The 15501-nt window shown below is 45.7% G+C and carries 13 protein-coding genes; 3 read left to right on the top strand and 10 right to left on the bottom strand.

Annotated features, from left to right (window positions below; translation table 11 throughout):
- Positions 1 to 10: 10 nt before the first annotated feature.
- The 4 genes from AC1XUF_RS29480 to AC1XUF_RS29465 form a co-directional block, all read right to left on the bottom strand.
- Complete coding sequence (locus AC1XUF_RS29480; RefSeq protein ID WP_483345465.1) at positions 11 to 3355, bottom strand: ThuA domain-containing protein; 3345 nt, start codon at positions 3353 to 3355, stop codon at positions 11 to 13.
- Between the two features lie 139 nt (positions 3356 to 3494).
- Positions 3495 to 4547 (bottom strand): sugar phosphate isomerase/epimerase family protein, encoded by a 1053-nt coding sequence (locus AC1XUF_RS29475; protein ID WP_483345456.1) that lies wholly within the window; start codon positions 4545 to 4547, stop codon positions 3495 to 3497.
- A gap of 13 nt (positions 4548 to 4560) precedes the next feature.
- Positions 4561 to 5706, bottom strand: a complete 1146-nt coding sequence (locus tag AC1XUF_RS29470) for a Gfo/Idh/MocA family protein (protein ID WP_483345455.1) — start codon at positions 5704 to 5706, stop codon at positions 4561 to 4563.
- A gap of 36 nt (positions 5707 to 5742) precedes the next feature.
- The gene (locus tag AC1XUF_RS29465; RefSeq protein WP_483345464.1) at positions 5743 to 6870 is read right to left on the bottom strand and encodes a Gfo/Idh/MocA family protein; all 1128 of its coding nucleotides are present in this window, start codon (positions 6868 to 6870) and stop codon (positions 5743 to 5745) included.
- A gap of 237 nt (positions 6871 to 7107) precedes the next feature.
- On the opposite strand from AC1XUF_RS29465, the gene AC1XUF_RS29460 reads away from it, so the two are divergent.
- Positions 7108 to 8358 (top strand): MFS transporter, encoded by a 1251-nt coding sequence (locus AC1XUF_RS29460; protein WP_483345454.1) that lies wholly within the window; start codon positions 7108 to 7110, stop codon positions 8356 to 8358.
- Positions 8359 to 8433: 75 nt separating this feature from the next.
- Here AC1XUF_RS29460 and AC1XUF_RS29455 read toward each other — a convergent pair whose 3' ends face one another.
- Positions 8434 to 10842 carry an endonuclease MutS2 gene (locus tag AC1XUF_RS29455; RefSeq protein ID WP_483345453.1) on the bottom strand — a complete coding sequence of 803 codons (2409 nt, stop codon included), beginning with the start codon at positions 10840 to 10842 and terminating at the stop codon, positions 8434 to 8436.
- 69 nt (positions 10843 to 10911) lie between these two features.
- Positions 10912 to 11430 (bottom strand): DUF7935 family protein, encoded by a 519-nt coding sequence (locus AC1XUF_RS29450; RefSeq protein WP_483345452.1) that lies wholly within the window; start codon positions 11428 to 11430, stop codon positions 10912 to 10914.
- A 147-nt stretch (positions 11431 to 11577) separates the two neighbouring features.
- Between AC1XUF_RS29450 and AC1XUF_RS29445 the strand changes: the two genes are divergently transcribed.
- Positions 11578 to 11880 carry a HesB/IscA family protein gene (locus AC1XUF_RS29445; protein WP_483345451.1) on the top strand — a complete coding sequence of 101 codons (303 nt, stop codon included), beginning with the start codon at positions 11578 to 11580 and terminating at the stop codon, positions 11878 to 11880.
- Positions 11881 to 11891: 11 nt separating this feature from the next.
- On the opposite strand, the gene AC1XUF_RS29440 is transcribed toward AC1XUF_RS29445, so the two are convergent.
- A complete protein-coding gene (locus tag AC1XUF_RS29440; protein ID WP_483345450.1) occupies positions 11892 to 12464 on the bottom strand; it encodes an NUMOD4 domain-containing protein in 573 nt (190 codons plus the stop codon).
- 154 nt (positions 12465 to 12618) lie between these two features.
- On the opposite strand from AC1XUF_RS29440, the gene AC1XUF_RS29435 reads away from it, so the two are divergent.
- On the top strand, positions 12619 to 12978 hold the full coding sequence (locus AC1XUF_RS29435) for a CoA-binding protein (RefSeq protein ID WP_483345449.1): 360 nt from the start codon (positions 12619 to 12621) through the stop codon (positions 12976 to 12978).
- A 7-nt stretch (positions 12979 to 12985) separates the two neighbouring features.
- Here AC1XUF_RS29435 and AC1XUF_RS29430 read toward each other — a convergent pair whose 3' ends face one another.
- The 3 genes from AC1XUF_RS29430 to AC1XUF_RS29420 all read right to left on the bottom strand — a co-directional run bounded on the left by AC1XUF_RS29430 (position 12986) and on the right by AC1XUF_RS29420 (position 15443).
- The gene (locus AC1XUF_RS29430) at positions 12986 to 13987 is read right to left on the bottom strand and encodes a 3-oxoacyl-ACP synthase III family protein (protein WP_483345448.1); all 1002 of its coding nucleotides are present in this window, start codon (positions 13985 to 13987) and stop codon (positions 12986 to 12988) included.
- Between the two features lie 88 nt (positions 13988 to 14075).
- Positions 14076 to 14780: a CDP-diacylglycerol--serine O-phosphatidyltransferase gene (gene pssA / locus AC1XUF_RS29425; RefSeq protein ID WP_483345447.1), complete on the bottom strand. Its 705-nt coding sequence runs from the start codon at positions 14778 to 14780 to the stop codon at positions 14076 to 14078.
- 24 nt (positions 14781 to 14804) lie between these two features.
- Positions 14805 to 15443: an MBL fold metallo-hydrolase gene (locus AC1XUF_RS29420; protein ID WP_483345446.1), complete on the bottom strand. Its 639-nt coding sequence runs from the start codon at positions 15441 to 15443 to the stop codon at positions 14805 to 14807.
- Between the last annotated feature and the right edge of the window lie 58 nt (positions 15444 to 15501).

Genomic DNA, 15501 nt, shown 5'->3' with positions numbered 1-15501 from the left:
ATGGCATTTATTACTGCATTGAACTCGTAAACCGGATCGAATCGATCGAGAATAGAGGCTTTGTTCCGGCATCGGGATTTTTGAATACAAGTACCAATTTATGCAAGTGATTATCCGTAGGTGTGACTGGAATACTAATGGTTCCCATGGCCGTCACTTTTGTTTCACCCACTTTGGTACCTGTTGGCGTATCAAGATACACCTCCAGTGTTCCGCCTGCGGTTTGTCCTTCCCTGAAACCTGCTGAAATGTCAATTGTGCTGATTCCTGTCAGATCGATATCATCGAATCCAATGTAACTTCCGTTTTTAGTACCTATGATTAATTCGGGCCCGTTTGGAACTTGGTATTTCATGATATCCTTACTGACGTCGTAGGTATTTGCATTGATCTTGGCAGGTCTTAGCGCTATCGTCTTGGAGCCGGTAAGAGGTCCAATCTTTCCATTCCCTTTGTCGGTATAGCTAGCTGTAAAAATGTAAGAGCCGTCTTTCATTTTCGCTTCCGTCACATAGCTGCTTTTAAGGGGTTTTTTGTCGACTGGTTTTTCGTTGGCGAGAGAGAGAATGTATTTTACCATCTCTTCCACTTCCTCAGGCTTATGTTGAGGGTGCCCTGGCATAGCTTGTTCTCCCCATACACCGCTTCCGCCTTTCAAAACTTTATCAGTGAGTGTTTTGAGCGAATTTCTTTCGCTTTTATACTTTTTAGCTACTTCGCGGTAGGCCGGGCCAATTGACTTTTTATCATTGGAATGGCAAGCCTTGCAATCGCTGAGCTCGATCATCCGCTTGCCGGTCTCAAAACCTGTATTGGCCTGGTGTCCCTGGGCAAGCTGTGTTTTATCAAAGCCCTCAAGATAGTTGATCGTAAGCGTCACTTCGTCTTCCGGGATTTTCTTGCCGGCTAGAGTTCCGTCTTCTTTATCCGATACAGACACTTCATAGTTCACTGGCTTATTATTCCAATAGAAGGTTTTGTTGCCTTTTATTGCGACATCCACCTGAGGCACAGCATTTCCAACTCTCACGACTACCTCGGAAGTATTGGAATTTCCGGCGTTGTCTGTCACTTTCAAGATAGCAGTATATTCGCCAGGTTTTGTGTAAACGAAATTCGGATTCGCCAATGTACTCTTAGGTAATCCTTTTCCAAATGACCATTCATACTTGATCGGATCGTTGTCGTAGTCCAACGATCCTTTGGAAGAGAAATTCACTTTCAAAGGCACTGCCCCGGTTGTATTGGTGGCAGTCGCCACAGCGACTGGTATCCGGTTTCCCGCATTGTAGGTAATGTGCGATAAGCTTGCTTCGTCGTTCTGAGCAAACCAGTTCGGCCCGTATTCCAGCGTGTAAAGTGATCCATCATTTGCAAACTGCATGTCGATGGGGTGACTGAACTTGGTACCCGGCATGAAACGCTCAATATTCACCAGGTCGCCCTTTTCATTCATGGTCACAATGTTGATATAGTCCCTGATCCAATCGTAGGCGAAGAACTTTCCATTGTAGTACTGGGGAAACTTCACTTTGCTGTCTAAGAAATCTGCCGCGTAATAAACCGGCCCTGCCATCGCATTTCGACCTCCTTTTCCCACGATCGGCCCAAATTCAGGGGAATCGGCGTAAGGGTAGTAAATGAAAGCAGGCTGTGCGGGAGGCAATTCCTGCAAGCCCGTGTTATGCGGCGAATTGTTAATTGGTTTAGCCGGATCAAACGGTTTTCCAGAAGTGCTGTCCGCAAAGTTAAAATCGACATAAGGCCTGTTGTCTGCTATAAACAGCGGATAACCGAAATACCCGGCTTTCCGGGCCTGGTTCACCTCGTCATAGCCTCTCGGGCCACGCTTAGGATTATCATCGGAGGCATCTGGACCCACATCCCCCCAATACAAATATCCTGTGTGCTGGTCAACCGAGATCCGGTAAGGATTTCGGGTCCCCATTACATAAATTTCCGGTCGGGTTTTGGCGGTGCCGGGAGGGAAGAGGTTTCCTTCGGGAATGTCATACAGATTGGTGCCCCCTGGCATATTGGCCCTGCGATCTCCATAACGCGGTTTAATGCGCAATACTTTTCCTCTCAGCGAATTGGTGTTGGAAGAGGAATGCTGACCGTCCCATCCTTCACGCCCCGGGCGTTCATCGATTGGGCCATAGCCGTTCGATTGGAACGGGTTGACGTCATCACCCGTGGAGAGATATAAGTTTCCTTTGCTATCCCACGCGATGGAGCCTCCCGTGTGGCAGCAATCTGTTCTTTTGACTGGAACTGTGAGCAGTACTTCTTCGGTGCCCAGCAATAACGTATCTTTTACATCATCGTACTTGAACCGCGAAAGGTGTTGCGCGGTATCAGCCTCCGAGGACGGTGGCGAATAGTACATATAAACCAGCTTGTTGGTTTTAAAATTAGGATCGATGTTCAATCCCATTAAACCGTACTCCTGTTTGGTATAGACAGGAACTTCACCCACCACTTTCGTCTGCCCGGTTTTCGGATTGTAGAGCTTGAGCTTTCCTTTACGCTCTGTAAACAACACACGCTGATCGTCCAAAACAACGAGTTCAGTAGGTTCATCGAGTTTACTGGCTAAAACTTTTTTCGTAAACCTGTTTTCTTCCGGCCGTGATTTGGTGTAATCCAGCTTGGTTGCCATTACCCAATTTAATCCGCCCGTCAGATGTTTTACAAAAGCCGGGTTGATATAGGTAGCATCCTCGTGCCCAAAATTGGTGTAAAAAGCTTTTCCTCCGTCGTATTCGTGATACCAGGACATAGGATGGTTATCGCCCATTTTTCCGTCCTTGTAGGTTTTCTCATCTATCTTGACGAGAACCGTAACTTTTGGGTTGAAGCTTTTGAAATCGTAAAATTCATCTTTGATTTTCCACTTTTTCGGAAATCCAGTCATGGAAGGATGCTGGTCATTTACGACATAAGCTTCACCTTCCTGAACATTGGGATTGCCCGGATGGCTCGCGAAGTATGCACCCGACAACTTGTTGTACCAGGGCCATTCATATTCTGTATCTGTGGCAGCGTGGACCCCGACATATCCGCCGCCTGCCTGAATGTAATGTTCAAAAGCATCTTGTTGTTTGTCGTCGAGTACGTTTCCGGTTGTATTCAGGAAAATGACAGCACTGTATTTCTGCAAATTTTTGTCGGTAAAAACACTGGCACTCTCCGTAGTGTCCACTGCGAAGCCGGTTTCCTTACCAAGTTTCATTATTGCATTTTTACCGGCAGGAATGGAAGAATGCCTGAATCCGGCAGTTTTAGAAAAAACCAGAACCCGTTTTTCCGGTGTGATGATTTGGGAATAGGCTGATAAACCGCAACCAATCATAGCAGCAATAGCTGTAATCCGAAAGCTGGCCACGGTTTTAAGAAAAGAGAATTTATGCATTACAAGGATGATGATTGGTTAACTAAAAAACCTATCCTTCATAAGAAAGACAGGTTTTTAATATACTGTCAAAACGTGATTACAGGCCTAGAACTTTGCGATTGAATGCCTCGTCAGCGCCTGTTCCAGCAAAATCATCGAAAGCTTTTGTGGTAACTTCGATGATATGGCCTTCGATGAAAGGCGCACCTTCGGCAGCCCCCTGAACGGGGGACTTGATACAACATTCCCATTCCAGGACCGCCCAGCTACCATAATCGTATTGGGACAGCTTTGAGAAAATACCCCCAAAATCTACCTGGCCGTCGCCCAACGAACGGAAACGTCCGGCGCGATCAGCCCAGCCTGCAAAACCACTGTAAACCCCTTGCTTACCTGTAGCATTGAACTCGGCATCTTTGACGTGGAATGCTTTGATACGGTCGTGGTACAAGTCGATGAATTGCAGATAATCCAATTGCTGCAGTACGAAGTGGCTTGGATCGTAATTGATATTGGCGCGGGTATGTCCATCCAGATAGTCTACAAACATTTCGAATGTAGACCCGTCGAAAAGGTCTTCACCTGGGTGCAACTCGTAAGCTACATCAACGCCATTTTCATCATAAACATCCAGAATGGGTTTCCACCTGGCCGCCAGTTCTTTGAATGCCGTCTCAATCAATCCTGCGGGGCGCTGAGGCCATGGATAGAGGAAAGGCCAGGCCAATGCTCCTGAGAATGTGGCACTTGCGGTTAATCCGAGTCTTCGGCTTGCCTGAGCAACATACTTCAAATGCTGCGTCGCCCATTCGGCGCGGGCTTTGGGGTTATTGCGTACTTCCGGTGCTGCGAAGCCATCATACATTTCATCGTAAACCGGATGCGAGGCTACCAATTGGCCAATGATATGTGAGGCCAGCTCCGTGATTTCAAGACCTTTATCTGCAAGCTTGCCTTTCAGTTCGTCGGCATAAGTCTGAGATTCTGCAGCTTGTTTTACATCAATTACTCTGGGATCCCAGGTGGGAAGCTGTAAACCCTTATATCCCAGGTTTGCCATGTAATCCGCAATGGAATCCAAAGTGTTAAAAGGTGCTTCGTCTCCGAGAAATTGCGCCAAAAAAATTCCAGGCCCCTTTATTGTTTTCATAATGTATTATTAATTAAATAGTTACCCAAGCCTGGGCCTTGTTGCTTTCTAATATTTTTTCACAAATTAATAACTCGCGATATCCATCTGCAAAAGTCGGGAAGGTTGGATTTTCGGGTTGTTTGCCTGCGGTAATCGCTGCATATACTTCTTTGAACATTTGCTTGGAAGTATCAGGAAAACCTTCGTTATGTCCGCCCGGGAAAGTGATTGTCGACCTGACATCGTCATGCACCAATGAAGGGTCACGCATCAGGATTTCGTTAGTCTTGTCACGGTTGCCGATCCACATCTCATTCGGAGATTCTGAGCACCAGCTGAAAGTTTTTTTAGAACCTGCAATTTCGAGTGACATGCGGTTTTTACGCCCTGCTGAGACTTGCGAAACGGTAATCACTCCCTTGCTGCCATTGTCGAAACGTAGCAGTACATTGGCATGATCCTCTGTTGTGATGGGTACGTCGGCATAATCTTCCGGCTGAAGTAATTTGCCTGAGTAGGTCTCTACTGCCTTGAGTGGTTTTTTCCGTGTTTTATGAATCGTATTGAAGTCAGCCATCACCGCTACGGTTTTGAGGCCGGTTATATATTCCAAGATGTCCATCAGGTGGGAGCCTATATCAGCGATTGCCCGTGAATCACCAGATTTGTCCGGTTCAAGACGCCAGTTGTAGTCGGTTTCATAGAAAAGCCAGTCTTGCAGATACGAGCCAATGAAAGAATAAATTTCTCCCAATTCGCCTCTCTCACGCATCGATTTCATTTGGCGCGCCAGAGGATAATAGCGCAAGTTGAAATGTACGGCATTTACTAATCCCGTTTTGGCGGCCAGTTCAACCAGCTCCTCGGCTTCTGCGAGGTCTTTTGCCAATGGTTTTTCGCAAATAACATGTTTGCCGGCCAGCAATGCCGCTTTGGATTGAGAGTAGTGCAGGAAATTAGGCGTACAGATATGTACCGCCTGGATGTCGTCCTGTTTCAGCAATTCATCGAAAGTGTAAGAACGGGCGATTCCAAGAGCGTCTGCCTTTTCTCTGGCCAGCTCGGCGGTGACTTCGCAAAGTGCGGCGACTTCTACATTAGGAAGACGTCTCAGGGCTTCAATGTGTGCGGGACCAATGAAACCTGTACCGACGACGCCAACTTTAATTTTGTTCATAAACGGGTATTGGAGATAGGTGAAAAAACATGGAAATTAGAAATCGGTCCACTTGGTATCCGTGCTGTTTGAAGCGATAACGGTATCGATGAACTTCATGCCACGCAATCCATCTTCGGCAGTCGGAAAGTCATAAACAGGATCGGCTTTGCGGCCCTCCCAATAAGCCCTTACATGGATCGCGAAATTGCGGTAAAGATTGGCAAATGCTTCGAAATATCCTTCGGGGTGTCCTGCGGGGATGCGTGTATGGACTTGTGCAGCTTTCGATAAATTACCAACGCCTGTACGAATGACACGTACGCCCTGATTGGTCTTATGGATCAATGTATTGGGCTCCATTTGTTTCCATTGCAATCCGCCGGTCTCTCCATAGATACGGATATTAAGGTCGTTTTCTTCGCCGTTTGCAATCTGGCTGTTTTGCAGGATGCCTTTCGCGCCGTTGTTGAAACGAAGCAACACATTGGCGTCGTCGTCAAGCAGGCGGCCATCGACGAAAATGGTCAGGTCGGCGCAAACCTGCGTGATTTTGAGCCCGGTAATGTATTCTGCCAGGTTTTCGGCATGTGTACCGATATCCCCCAGGCCGCCGGCAGCACCTGATCTTTTAGGGTCTGTACGCCATGCAGCCTGTTTGTTGCCGGTTACCTCCACCAGCGTGGCCAGCCAGCCCTGTGGGTATTCCACAATCACTTTCCTGATTTCCCCAATGGCTCCGGACGCAATCATGCTTCGTGCTTCTTTGACCATCGGGTAGCCTGTATAATTGTGTGTAAGACAAAACACAAGCCCAGTTGTCTTTACTAATTCATTGATCTCTTCCGCCTCTTCAGTATTTAAGGTAATCGGTTTATCACAAACCACGTGGAATCCGTTCTCGAGAGCGAGCTTCGTTGGCGCGTGGTGGACGTGATTAGGCGTCACGATGGCAACAAAATCCATTCTCTCACCTTCCGGCAATTGCTTTTCTTTCAAAATCATCTCTTCAAAGTCGTTGTAAACCCGTTCTTCCGGCAGGTACAACGCCTTTCCCGTTTCTTTTGACTTCACAGGGTCGGAGCTGAATGCTCCGCAAACAAGTTCAATTTCTCCATCCATGATCGCTGCACGGCGATGTACCCCACCAATAAATGCGTCCAGGGAACCACCTACCATACCCATTCTGATCTTTCGTGACATTCCAGTTGGTTTAAAGTTTCGAAAAGATTTTACAGTTATAAAGAGTAGTATACATCACTCTTACTTCTTACAAATATAATTTTAACACTTAAAATACCCCGTCCGGATTAAGGTAAAAGCAGTAGAATATTGCTGGATTTGTTTTTTCTGAGAAATTCTTATATTAAACATTGCTTACTATTTTAATCAACTAATTCAATATCAAACCCTAATCGTCTTATGACCCAAACCGTTAACAGCAACAGGTTATTCATTGCCAGTTGTCTTGCCATTATCACTACAGCCTTTTCATTTAGTATCAGAGCGGGTATTCTTCCTCAATTGGGAAATGAATTTGGTCTTACCGCCGAGCAGCTGGGCTTTATTAATTCCATGTTCTTTTTCGGGTTCCCGATTTCTATGATTATTGGAGGTATTGTTTACCATACGATCGGGCCCAAAATTATCATGCAGGTTGCTTTGGTTGCCCACACGCTTGGGATTCTGTTAACGATCTATGCCGGAGGTTATATGGGTTTGCTGATCTCCACATTCTTCATTGGCTTTGGCAACGGCTGTACTGAGGCCGCGTGTAACCCGATGATCGCGGACATGTATTCCAGCAGCAAGTTGAATAAAATGCTGGGCCGGTTTCACATGTGGTTCCCTGGCGGGATCGTGATAGGTAGCTTAGTCTCCAAGTTTATGACCGACGCCGGTTCTTCCTGGCAAACACAGATCTGGGTGTTGATGTTACCTACCGTGGTTTATGCATTCCTGTTCGGTGGTCAGACATTTCCAAAACCTAAAGTAGAAGGTGTTACCTCATTGGCGAAAAATTTCCAGGCCATGCTAACCCCGTTATATATTTTTATATTCTGCTGCATGGCATTAACAGCCATCACAGAGTTTGGTCCTAACCAGTGGGTAAACGTTGTTTTGAACAGTAGCGGAGCTGACCCTATGCTGGTTTTGGCATTAACTTTTGGTGTGATGACACTAGGAAGGCTTTTCACAGGCCCGGTCGTAGATGCTGTTGGTCAAACTGGTATATTGCTGTTCGGGGCTGTTTTGGCCGCGGCAGGTATTTACATGTTTAGCACGGTTACCGGCCCGATAGCGTATCTGGCAGCGGTAATCTTTGGTTTGGGCGTATGTTTCAACTGGCCTACTGTAATCGGATTTGTTGCGCAGCGCGTACCTTTGAGTGGGGCCTTGGGTATGTCCATTATCGGTGGAGTAGGTATGTTTTCAACTTCTATTTTCCAGCCAATCATCGGTCGCTGGATCGACTCGGCTCATACCGAATATGCAGCAAAAGGTCTTTCAGGATCGGAGCTTGAACTGGCAGCCGGTCAGGCAACATTGTCTACTATGATGACTTTCCCGATCATTTTGATCGTTGCGTTTTCAGTCTTGTGGTTTTGGGCAGGTAACCCGAAGCCTGGGGCAATTGAAGAAATCAGAGCAGCTGAACAACCTCAGTTATAAGGTTTTTCAACAATAAAAAAGGGTCGGCGATGAGTATCGTCGACCCTTTTTTATATTATCTTGAAGGAACAAGTCTTATTTCAATTTGACAATCGTCACCCCCGCTCCACCTCTGTCGGGATGCTCGTCCTGCATCCCCTTGACATGCGAATAACCTCTCAAATGGTTTCTGACCAGGGTTCGCAGGATTCCATCTCCTTTCCCATGAACAATGCGGAGCTCATCGTAACCCAGCATGATAGCGTTGTCCATAAACTGATCGACCATGCCCAGCGCTTCTTCACCTCTTTTGCCTCTCATATCGAGATTAAAACTGAAATTCATCATGCGCTCATTCAGATCAATCCCTTTGGCAGCGCTTTTGACCTTTTTTTCTCCGGTTGCCGCTTTGTAAGTTTTGTTAGATACTTTTTCCAGGCGATTGAGCTTTACATTGGATTTGAGGTCGCCAATCCTGATCTCAACATCCTTGCCTTTCAGCGAAATCACTTCCCCGATCGCAGTCTGCCCGATAATCCTGACATAACTTCCTGGAACAATGTCGCCGCTTTCCGGCTCATAAACATCTTCGGCAAGGGTAGGCTCGGCTACTTCTTCCAGTTCAAGGTTTTTCTTGTTAAAAGTTTCCAGCTCGGTCCTTACCGTTTTGGTCTTCTCCTTCTCAGCTTTGTTTTCCTTGATTTCCCGAATCGTATTTTCGATCAGCTGATTCGCATCGGAAATGAGGTTTTTGGCCTTTTGCTTGGCCTCATTCACGATCTTTTTCTCGTTGTTTTCCAGGTTCTCTTTTAAAGAAGTATAGTCGGCCAATTGCTTGGTCAGCTTTCGTTCCTTAATCCCGATCTCAATATTCTTCTCGGAGAAAACCCTTCTCTCAATATCCAGTTCCTTCAATAACTTCTCAAAACTCACCTGCTGAGTCCCGAGCTTTTCTTTAGCCCGATCAATCACCGCAACTGGTAACCCAATTTTTGAAGCAATTTCAAACGCAAACGAACTTCCCGGCCTTCCAATTTCCAGTTGGTAAAGCGGCTCCAAGTGTTCGCCATCAAAGCGCATGGCACCGTTAACCAGGCCGTCGGTTTTGTCGGCCAGTACTTTGAGGTTGGTATAATGTGTGTTGATCACCCCATATGCGCCAGATTTGGTCAGGTCTTCGAGGATTGCCTCTGCAATTGCCCCTCCCAGGCCGGGTTCTGTGCCTGTGCCGAATTCATCGATCAGGAAGAGCGTCCGTCTGTTGGCCAAAGTCAGAAAGTAGCGCATGTTTGTAAGGTGAGAACTGTATGTACTCAGGTCATTTTCAAGCGATTGTTCGTCACCGATATCAATGAAAATGTTCTGGAAGAAACCCATGGACGATCCTTCTGCAACCGGTACCAGCAACCCGCACTGGAACATGTATTGTATAAGCCCTACTGTTTTCAGAGCTACCGACTTCCCGCCGGCATTAGGCCCTGAGACAATCAGGATACGCTTTTTTTCTTTCAGTTCTATGTTGAGCGGGGTAACCTTTTTGCCTTGCTTCTGGAAAGATAAATGTAAAAGAGGATGTCTGGCATCACGCCAGTTGATAAACTGTTGATTGAAAAATGGCGGGTTAATCGCACCCATTTCCGCTGCCAGCCTTGACTTTGCGCGCAAAAAATCCATTAAACCCAGAAACTGATAAGCTTTCTGTAAATCAGGAACATAAGGCCTGAGTTGAGCGGTTAATTCGAGCAGTATCCTGTTGATCTCACGCCTTTCTTCGTATTCGAGTTCTCGTATCTCGTTATTGGATTCAAAAACATCGGTTGGCTCAATGAAAACGGTTTGCCCGGTTGCTGATTCGTCGTGGATAAAACCTCTTAATTTCCTCTTGTGTTCCGCGGCAACCGGAATGACCATCCGGCCATTTCGCACCGTCAGAGAAGTATCGTCACCGATCCAGCCATTACTTTTGGCTGACTTTAAGATGGTATCCAGTTTTTTTCGAATTCCGGCCTGTTCGGAAATCAGCTTTTTACGTATCCTCGACAATTCGGAAGAAGCGGAATCCCTGATTTGCCCGCGGTCATCGATGATGCGTTCAATTGCATCGGTGATCGGTTTTTCTACTTGAATGGTTTTCGAATACTCCGTTAAAATCGGAAAAGAATCAGATTCTTGGCTTTCGAAAAATCTTAAAATGAGACGGATTGTCTGAAGTGATACTTTGAGATCCGAAAATTCTGCCTGGTTCAGGAGCATGCCTTCTATGGCTGCTCTTTTCAGGTAAGGTGTGGCGTCAATATAATTCTGTGAAGGGAAATTTTCTCCGATTTCCAGGATGCGCTGCATTTCGGCGGTCTGACTTACCAGTTTTTCAACCAGCCCAAAGTTCTCGGAAAATTTGATCTTTTCGACAAAACGCTGTCCCAAGGGACTAATGCACGCTTCTTTTAATCGTTCCCTTAATTTATCAAAGCCTAATTTTTGTTCTATGGTGTTGGGATATAGCATTTTTAGCTGTTGGCTACCAGCGATTAGCTTTTAGCTCTTTCTGATTTTTAACGTTACCTTCTTTACTTGTTAAAACAACTCTCTGATTTCTTCTTTGAGAACCTTCAATGCATGTGCAGCAGGTTGCACTTCTTTTTCGATTACGTGCGAAAATATTTTTTTTGCCAGATCGGAAGGCGCCGACTCTGCCAAAACTTCTGATGCCGACTGATTGATCACCGCAACGGTTTCGTTCATAGCACTGGTAATTTGCTCCCAGGCGTGAATGCTCAGATAAAGTTGTTGCGCCACATTATGATTGTACTCGTCGCGTATTTCCTGAAGCAGTATTTGCTGGAGTTCGAGTGAGCTCATTGCTGACGGTGCCAGCCTGAGTAACAAACTACTTGGCGTGATCCGTTCCAGGAACAGGCACATGCGTTCGTAAGCCTGCAGACGCAGCGGTAGCGTGATTTCTATATTTTTGCTCCGGATATCCCATTTCTGTTTTTGGAAAATCTTGTCGGCAACCGTGGTAATGGTCAGATATACTCCAAACGTAACAAGCGCACCGAGCAACAATACGGTCAGAATCAAATTATATTCCATCTGTGTTTGATAGGTAACTTTTTAAAAATGAAGTGCAAAATTAACGGATTGCCACAATTAAGCGGATATTTATTCAAAATAGCGAATGGAAGGCACTGCAATCTTGTTAGATTCCCCAGTGAATAAAGTAAAAGTAATTGCAAGTTTATGACGGAAAGCCCGATCCAACTTACAGAAAAAGCAAAGCTTGAAATCAAGGCAACACTGAAAGCCAATAAAATCCCTGACACCTATGGTCTCAGGGTTGGGTTACGCGGGGGCGCATGCAGCGGTACATTTCTGCTTGGCTTTGATACTGCAACAGAACACGACCAAACTTATCTGATAGAAGGTATTAAGGTCGTTGTAGACAGGCGGCACCTGATGTACGTAATCGGGGTCTCGGTAGACTATGAAGAAGGTTTGAACGGAGCCGGTTATACGGTATCCATGGCTGAAAAAACGAAATAGACAATCGCATTTTAGTCCTCAATGGTTACATGCTTCCAGTTTTCTCCTGATCTGATCCGATTTAATTGGGTATGCGTGATTCCAAATTGTTTGGCAATCATTTTGAGGCGGTTATTGTCGTTCTTCAATAGCTTCTTAATGATCCGCACCTTACTCTCGGTGAGTTTGTAATTTTTCGTCCTTCTTGGAATAACCCGGTTGATAAAGGCAGGGTTTTCCCGGTTGTGGTCGATCATTTCTGCCTTAGTAACCCATTTCAAGTTTTCGTAATGATTGTTTTGTTTTTCAAAATCAATGTGGATTACGAAGTTGTGCTCTGCGTCAGGCTTATTTACAAAATGTTCGGCAACCAGCTTATGGACATAACGGTTGATTGTTTTACCGCCCGCTACCCTGATATTCAATGACCGGTACCCCTGTATCACTGAACCCTTGATCACCACGCCTTCCTTGGGGTTATTCTGAAAACTTTTTAATCTGCCATAATTGGATACTTCATAATGAGGAGCATTCTCGATTTCGTCGAATTTGATTTTAGCCCACTTTTCATTCCAGAAACTCCGACTTACATGTAACTCGTTCATTTGGATAAGGATATATAATTAGGTTCTTAAAAAGTTGTATTGTTGTTCACGTTCTCAAAGTGCGTTATCCCAGTCTGGGAAACGATTTTGTATTCTTTCATTGTTAACCAGCGTGAGAATAAGGAGTTAATAGTTTTCAAAAAAATCAACAAACATGAAACGTACATTAATTGTTGGGGCATCGTCAAATCCATCCAGATACGCTTATCTGGCCGCACAAAAGCTCAGGAGTCACGGACATCCGATTGTACTTCTTGGCCGCAGAAAAGGGTTTGCGCTGGGAGAGGAAATTCATCTTGATAAAACAGATTGGGAAGATGTTGATACGGTTACACTCTATATTAACCCAACCCATCAACCTGAATACTACGATTATATTATTTCTTTGAACCCTAAACGCGTCATTTTTAACCCTGGTACTGAAAACCCTGAATTTAAAAACATTTTAGTTAATAAAAATATCATACCAATAGAAGCCTGTACGCTTGTTATGCTTTCGATTGGTGAGTATTAGCAATTAATTACCATTTAATTAGCGCAGAAGCCCAGGTAAACCCACTTCCAAAAGCCGCAAGACAAACCAGATCACCTTCTTTTAGCTTCCTCTGCTCCCAGGCTTCGGCTAGGGCAATAGGAATGGACGCTGCGGTTGTGTTGCCAAAACGTTGTATGTTGTTGATAACTTGCGATTCTCTTAAACCCAGTTGTTGCCTTACATAGTCGCTGATACGGATGTTTGCCTGGTGCGGTACCAGCAAATCGAGGTCCCCTGCCTCTAAGCCGTTTGCCTTTAAGGCTTCCCCAATCACCTCCCCGAAGCGAACAATCGCATGTTTGAAGACAGTATTTCCGTTCATAAAAACATTAAATCCACCTTCGTCAAGCATTTCTTTTGTAGCCGCACGGCCAACGCGGCTACTGCCCGGCTCTCTTACATATAGTTCTTCTGCGAAGCGTCCGTCTGCATGCAGGTGTGTAGATAATATACAGTGTTGGGGATCTTCGGTTGCGCAAAGAACGGCTGCTCCGGCACCGTCGCCAAAGATCACTGCCGTATTGCGGCCCATCGTGCTCTTATCAATCCATGATGACTGAATTTCTGAGCCAACAACAAGTGCGGTCTTGTACATGCCGGATTTGATGAACTGATCGGCAATGGAAAGTGCGTATACAAACCCCGAGCATTGTTCGCGGATATCGATCACCGGCTTGCCGTCCATGCCCAGCTCACGCTGCATCAGAAAGGCAGACCCGGGAAAAAAGTAGTCCGGGGTAATGGTTGCATACACAATTACATCAACCTCATTGGGTGTCAGCCCTGCCCGTTCGAGCGCCTGGCGCGAAGCCGCAGCCGCCATGCTATAATTGGTGTCTTTTCCGTACTCAAAGTATCTTCGTTCCCTGATTCCGGTCCTCTCCTGTATCCATTCATCTGAGGTTTCCATCCACTGGGTCAGGTCGTGATTGGTTATAATATTTTCGGGGACGTAATAACCAAGGCCTGTAATTCGCGACAATGTCATAAAGTTACTAAGAAGAGAAAATGCACTAAAAATCCAATATTAATCCGGCTAAACTACAAATTTTGCAATAAAAACACTGAGCTGCAATTTATATGGCCCTTTTCCGGATGTTTTCTATCACCGACAAAATAATGTAGACAATCAGGATGGCGGGTACCGCCAGGATATGTAAGGTCAAAAGCAATACAACCGTCGCGATCACAAGGATGAACCGGGCCTCATTCCCATGCCAGCCGAAGTTCTTGAATTTCAGTGCGATCAGCGGCATTTCCATCACCATCAGGTAGGACATCACAACGGCCAGGATCAGCAAATGGCTTGTATCAATAATAATACCGGCCCAAAAATCGCCTTTAATGTGTACGATAAGGGGCAAGGATGCGATCAGCATGGCATTAGCCGGTGTGGGAACGCCAATGAATGAGTCCGATTGCCGCGGGTCATTATTGAATTTAGCGAGCCTGATTGCCGAAAAAATGGCGACAATAAAGGCAAAATATGCTTTCCAGATTCCAAAAAGATCCGGAATGCTTTGCATGAGCATTTGGTACAGGATGATGGAAGGCAACAACCCGAACGTGACCATGTCGGCCAACGAATCAAGATCTTTGCCAATGGCAGAGCTGACTTTCAGAAGCCTCGCCAAAAAGCCATCCAGAAAATCGAAAATCAGGGCAACGCCTACCAGGGCGCATGACAAGAGTAAGTTATTGTGAAATGCCTCCACAACGCCGACACATCCGCAAAGCAGGTTTCCGCACGTGAGGGCATTAGGGATGTTTCGACGGATCATGGGCAGATTCTTTTGCGTGAGCGGCTATTTGAAAAACGGATTATTCTTTTTCTCAAATCCAATGGTTGTCGGCTCCATATGGCCAGCGTAAACGATGTAGTCCTCAGGCAGCGTAAATAGCTGTTGACGGATACTGGAAAGCAAAGTTTGATGATTACCACCGGGCAGGTCGGTTCTGCCGATGCTCATCCGGAAAAGAACGTCGCCCCCAATTACAAATCTTTGTTCTTCATTCACAAAAGCGACATGACCTGGCGCGTGACCGGGTACAAAGATTACCTTTAGCGTAGTAGAACCGAATTGCACCGTTTCTCCTTCCTGAAGGTAACTGTCGATTTCCGGTTCATTGAACTGCGGAAAACCGTAATTGGGTGCGTAAGTCTTTACTGCTTTGAGCAAAGGCTCGTCGAGCCGGTGGAGCGCAAACGGGATGTTGTACCTGCTTTTGAGCGCAGCTATACCCAGGACGTGATCAATATGGGCATGTGTATTGATCATACGGACAGGCCTCAGGTGATTAAGCGCTATAAAATCTGTGAGTTCTTTGATTTCAGTATGATCATAGCAACCGGGATCTATAATAACCGTTTCGCCTGTTTCGTCGTAAAGGATATAAGTATTTTCAGAAAACGGGTTAAAGACAAAGCTTTTTACCTGGACCATTCCATTGGGATTTGACGCGTATTTCTATCTGTGGCGCGAATTTACGAAACACTTTGCA

The organism is Dyadobacter sp. HNCC25DJ185 (genome assembly GCF_056895195.1).
The sequence above is the reverse complement of the archived record's forward strand: the minus strand, read 5'-3'. Positions and strand labels throughout refer to the sequence as shown.

What these genes read in the sequence shown, in the direction of transcription:
- AC1XUF_RS29435 (WP_483345449.1), top strand. Translation starts at nt 12,619, where the DNA reads ATGAAACGTACATTAATTGTTGGGGCATCGTCAAATCCATCCAGATAC.
- AC1XUF_RS29420 (WP_483345446.1), bottom strand. Translation starts at nt 15,443, where the DNA reads ATGGTCCAGGTAAAAAGCTTTGTCTTTAACCCGTTTTCTGAAAATACT.
- AC1XUF_RS29470 (WP_483345455.1), bottom strand. Translation starts at nt 5,706, where the DNA reads ATGAACAAAATTAAAGTTGGCGTCGTCGGTACAGGTTTCATTGGTCCC.
- AC1XUF_RS29460 (WP_483345454.1), top strand. Translation starts at nt 7,108, where the DNA reads ATGACCCAAACCGTTAACAGCAACAGGTTATTCATTGCCAGTTGTCTT.
- AC1XUF_RS29455 (WP_483345453.1), bottom strand. Translation starts at nt 10,842, where the DNA reads ATGCTATATCCCAACACCATAGAACAAAAATTAGGCTTTGATAAATTA.
- AC1XUF_RS29450 (WP_483345452.1), bottom strand. Translation starts at nt 11,430, where the DNA reads ATGGAATATAATTTGATTCTGACCGTATTGTTGCTCGGTGCGCTTGTT.
- AC1XUF_RS29480 (WP_483345465.1), bottom strand. Translation starts at nt 3,355, where the DNA reads ATGATTGGTTGCGGTTTATCAGCCTATTCCCAAATCATCACACCGGAA.
- AC1XUF_RS29475 (WP_483345456.1), bottom strand. Translation starts at nt 4,547, where the DNA reads ATGAAAACAATAAAGGGGCCTGGAATTTTTTTGGCGCAATTTCTCGGA.
- AC1XUF_RS29440 (WP_483345450.1), bottom strand. Translation starts at nt 12,464, where the DNA reads ATGAACGAGTTACATGTAAGTCGGAGTTTCTGGAATGAAAAGTGGGCT.
- AC1XUF_RS29430 (WP_483345448.1), bottom strand. Translation starts at nt 13,987, where the DNA reads ATGACATTGTCGCGAATTACAGGCCTTGGTTATTACGTCCCCGAAAAT.
- AC1XUF_RS29465 (WP_483345464.1), bottom strand. Translation starts at nt 6,870, where the DNA reads ATGGGTATGGTAGGTGGTTCCCTGGACGCATTTATTGGTGGGGTACAT.
- pssA (WP_483345447.1), bottom strand. Translation starts at nt 14,780, where the DNA reads ATGATCCGTCGAAACATCCCTAATGCCCTCACGTGCGGAAACCTGCTT.
- AC1XUF_RS29445 (WP_483345451.1), top strand. Translation starts at nt 11,578, where the DNA reads ATGACGGAAAGCCCGATCCAACTTACAGAAAAAGCAAAGCTTGAAATC.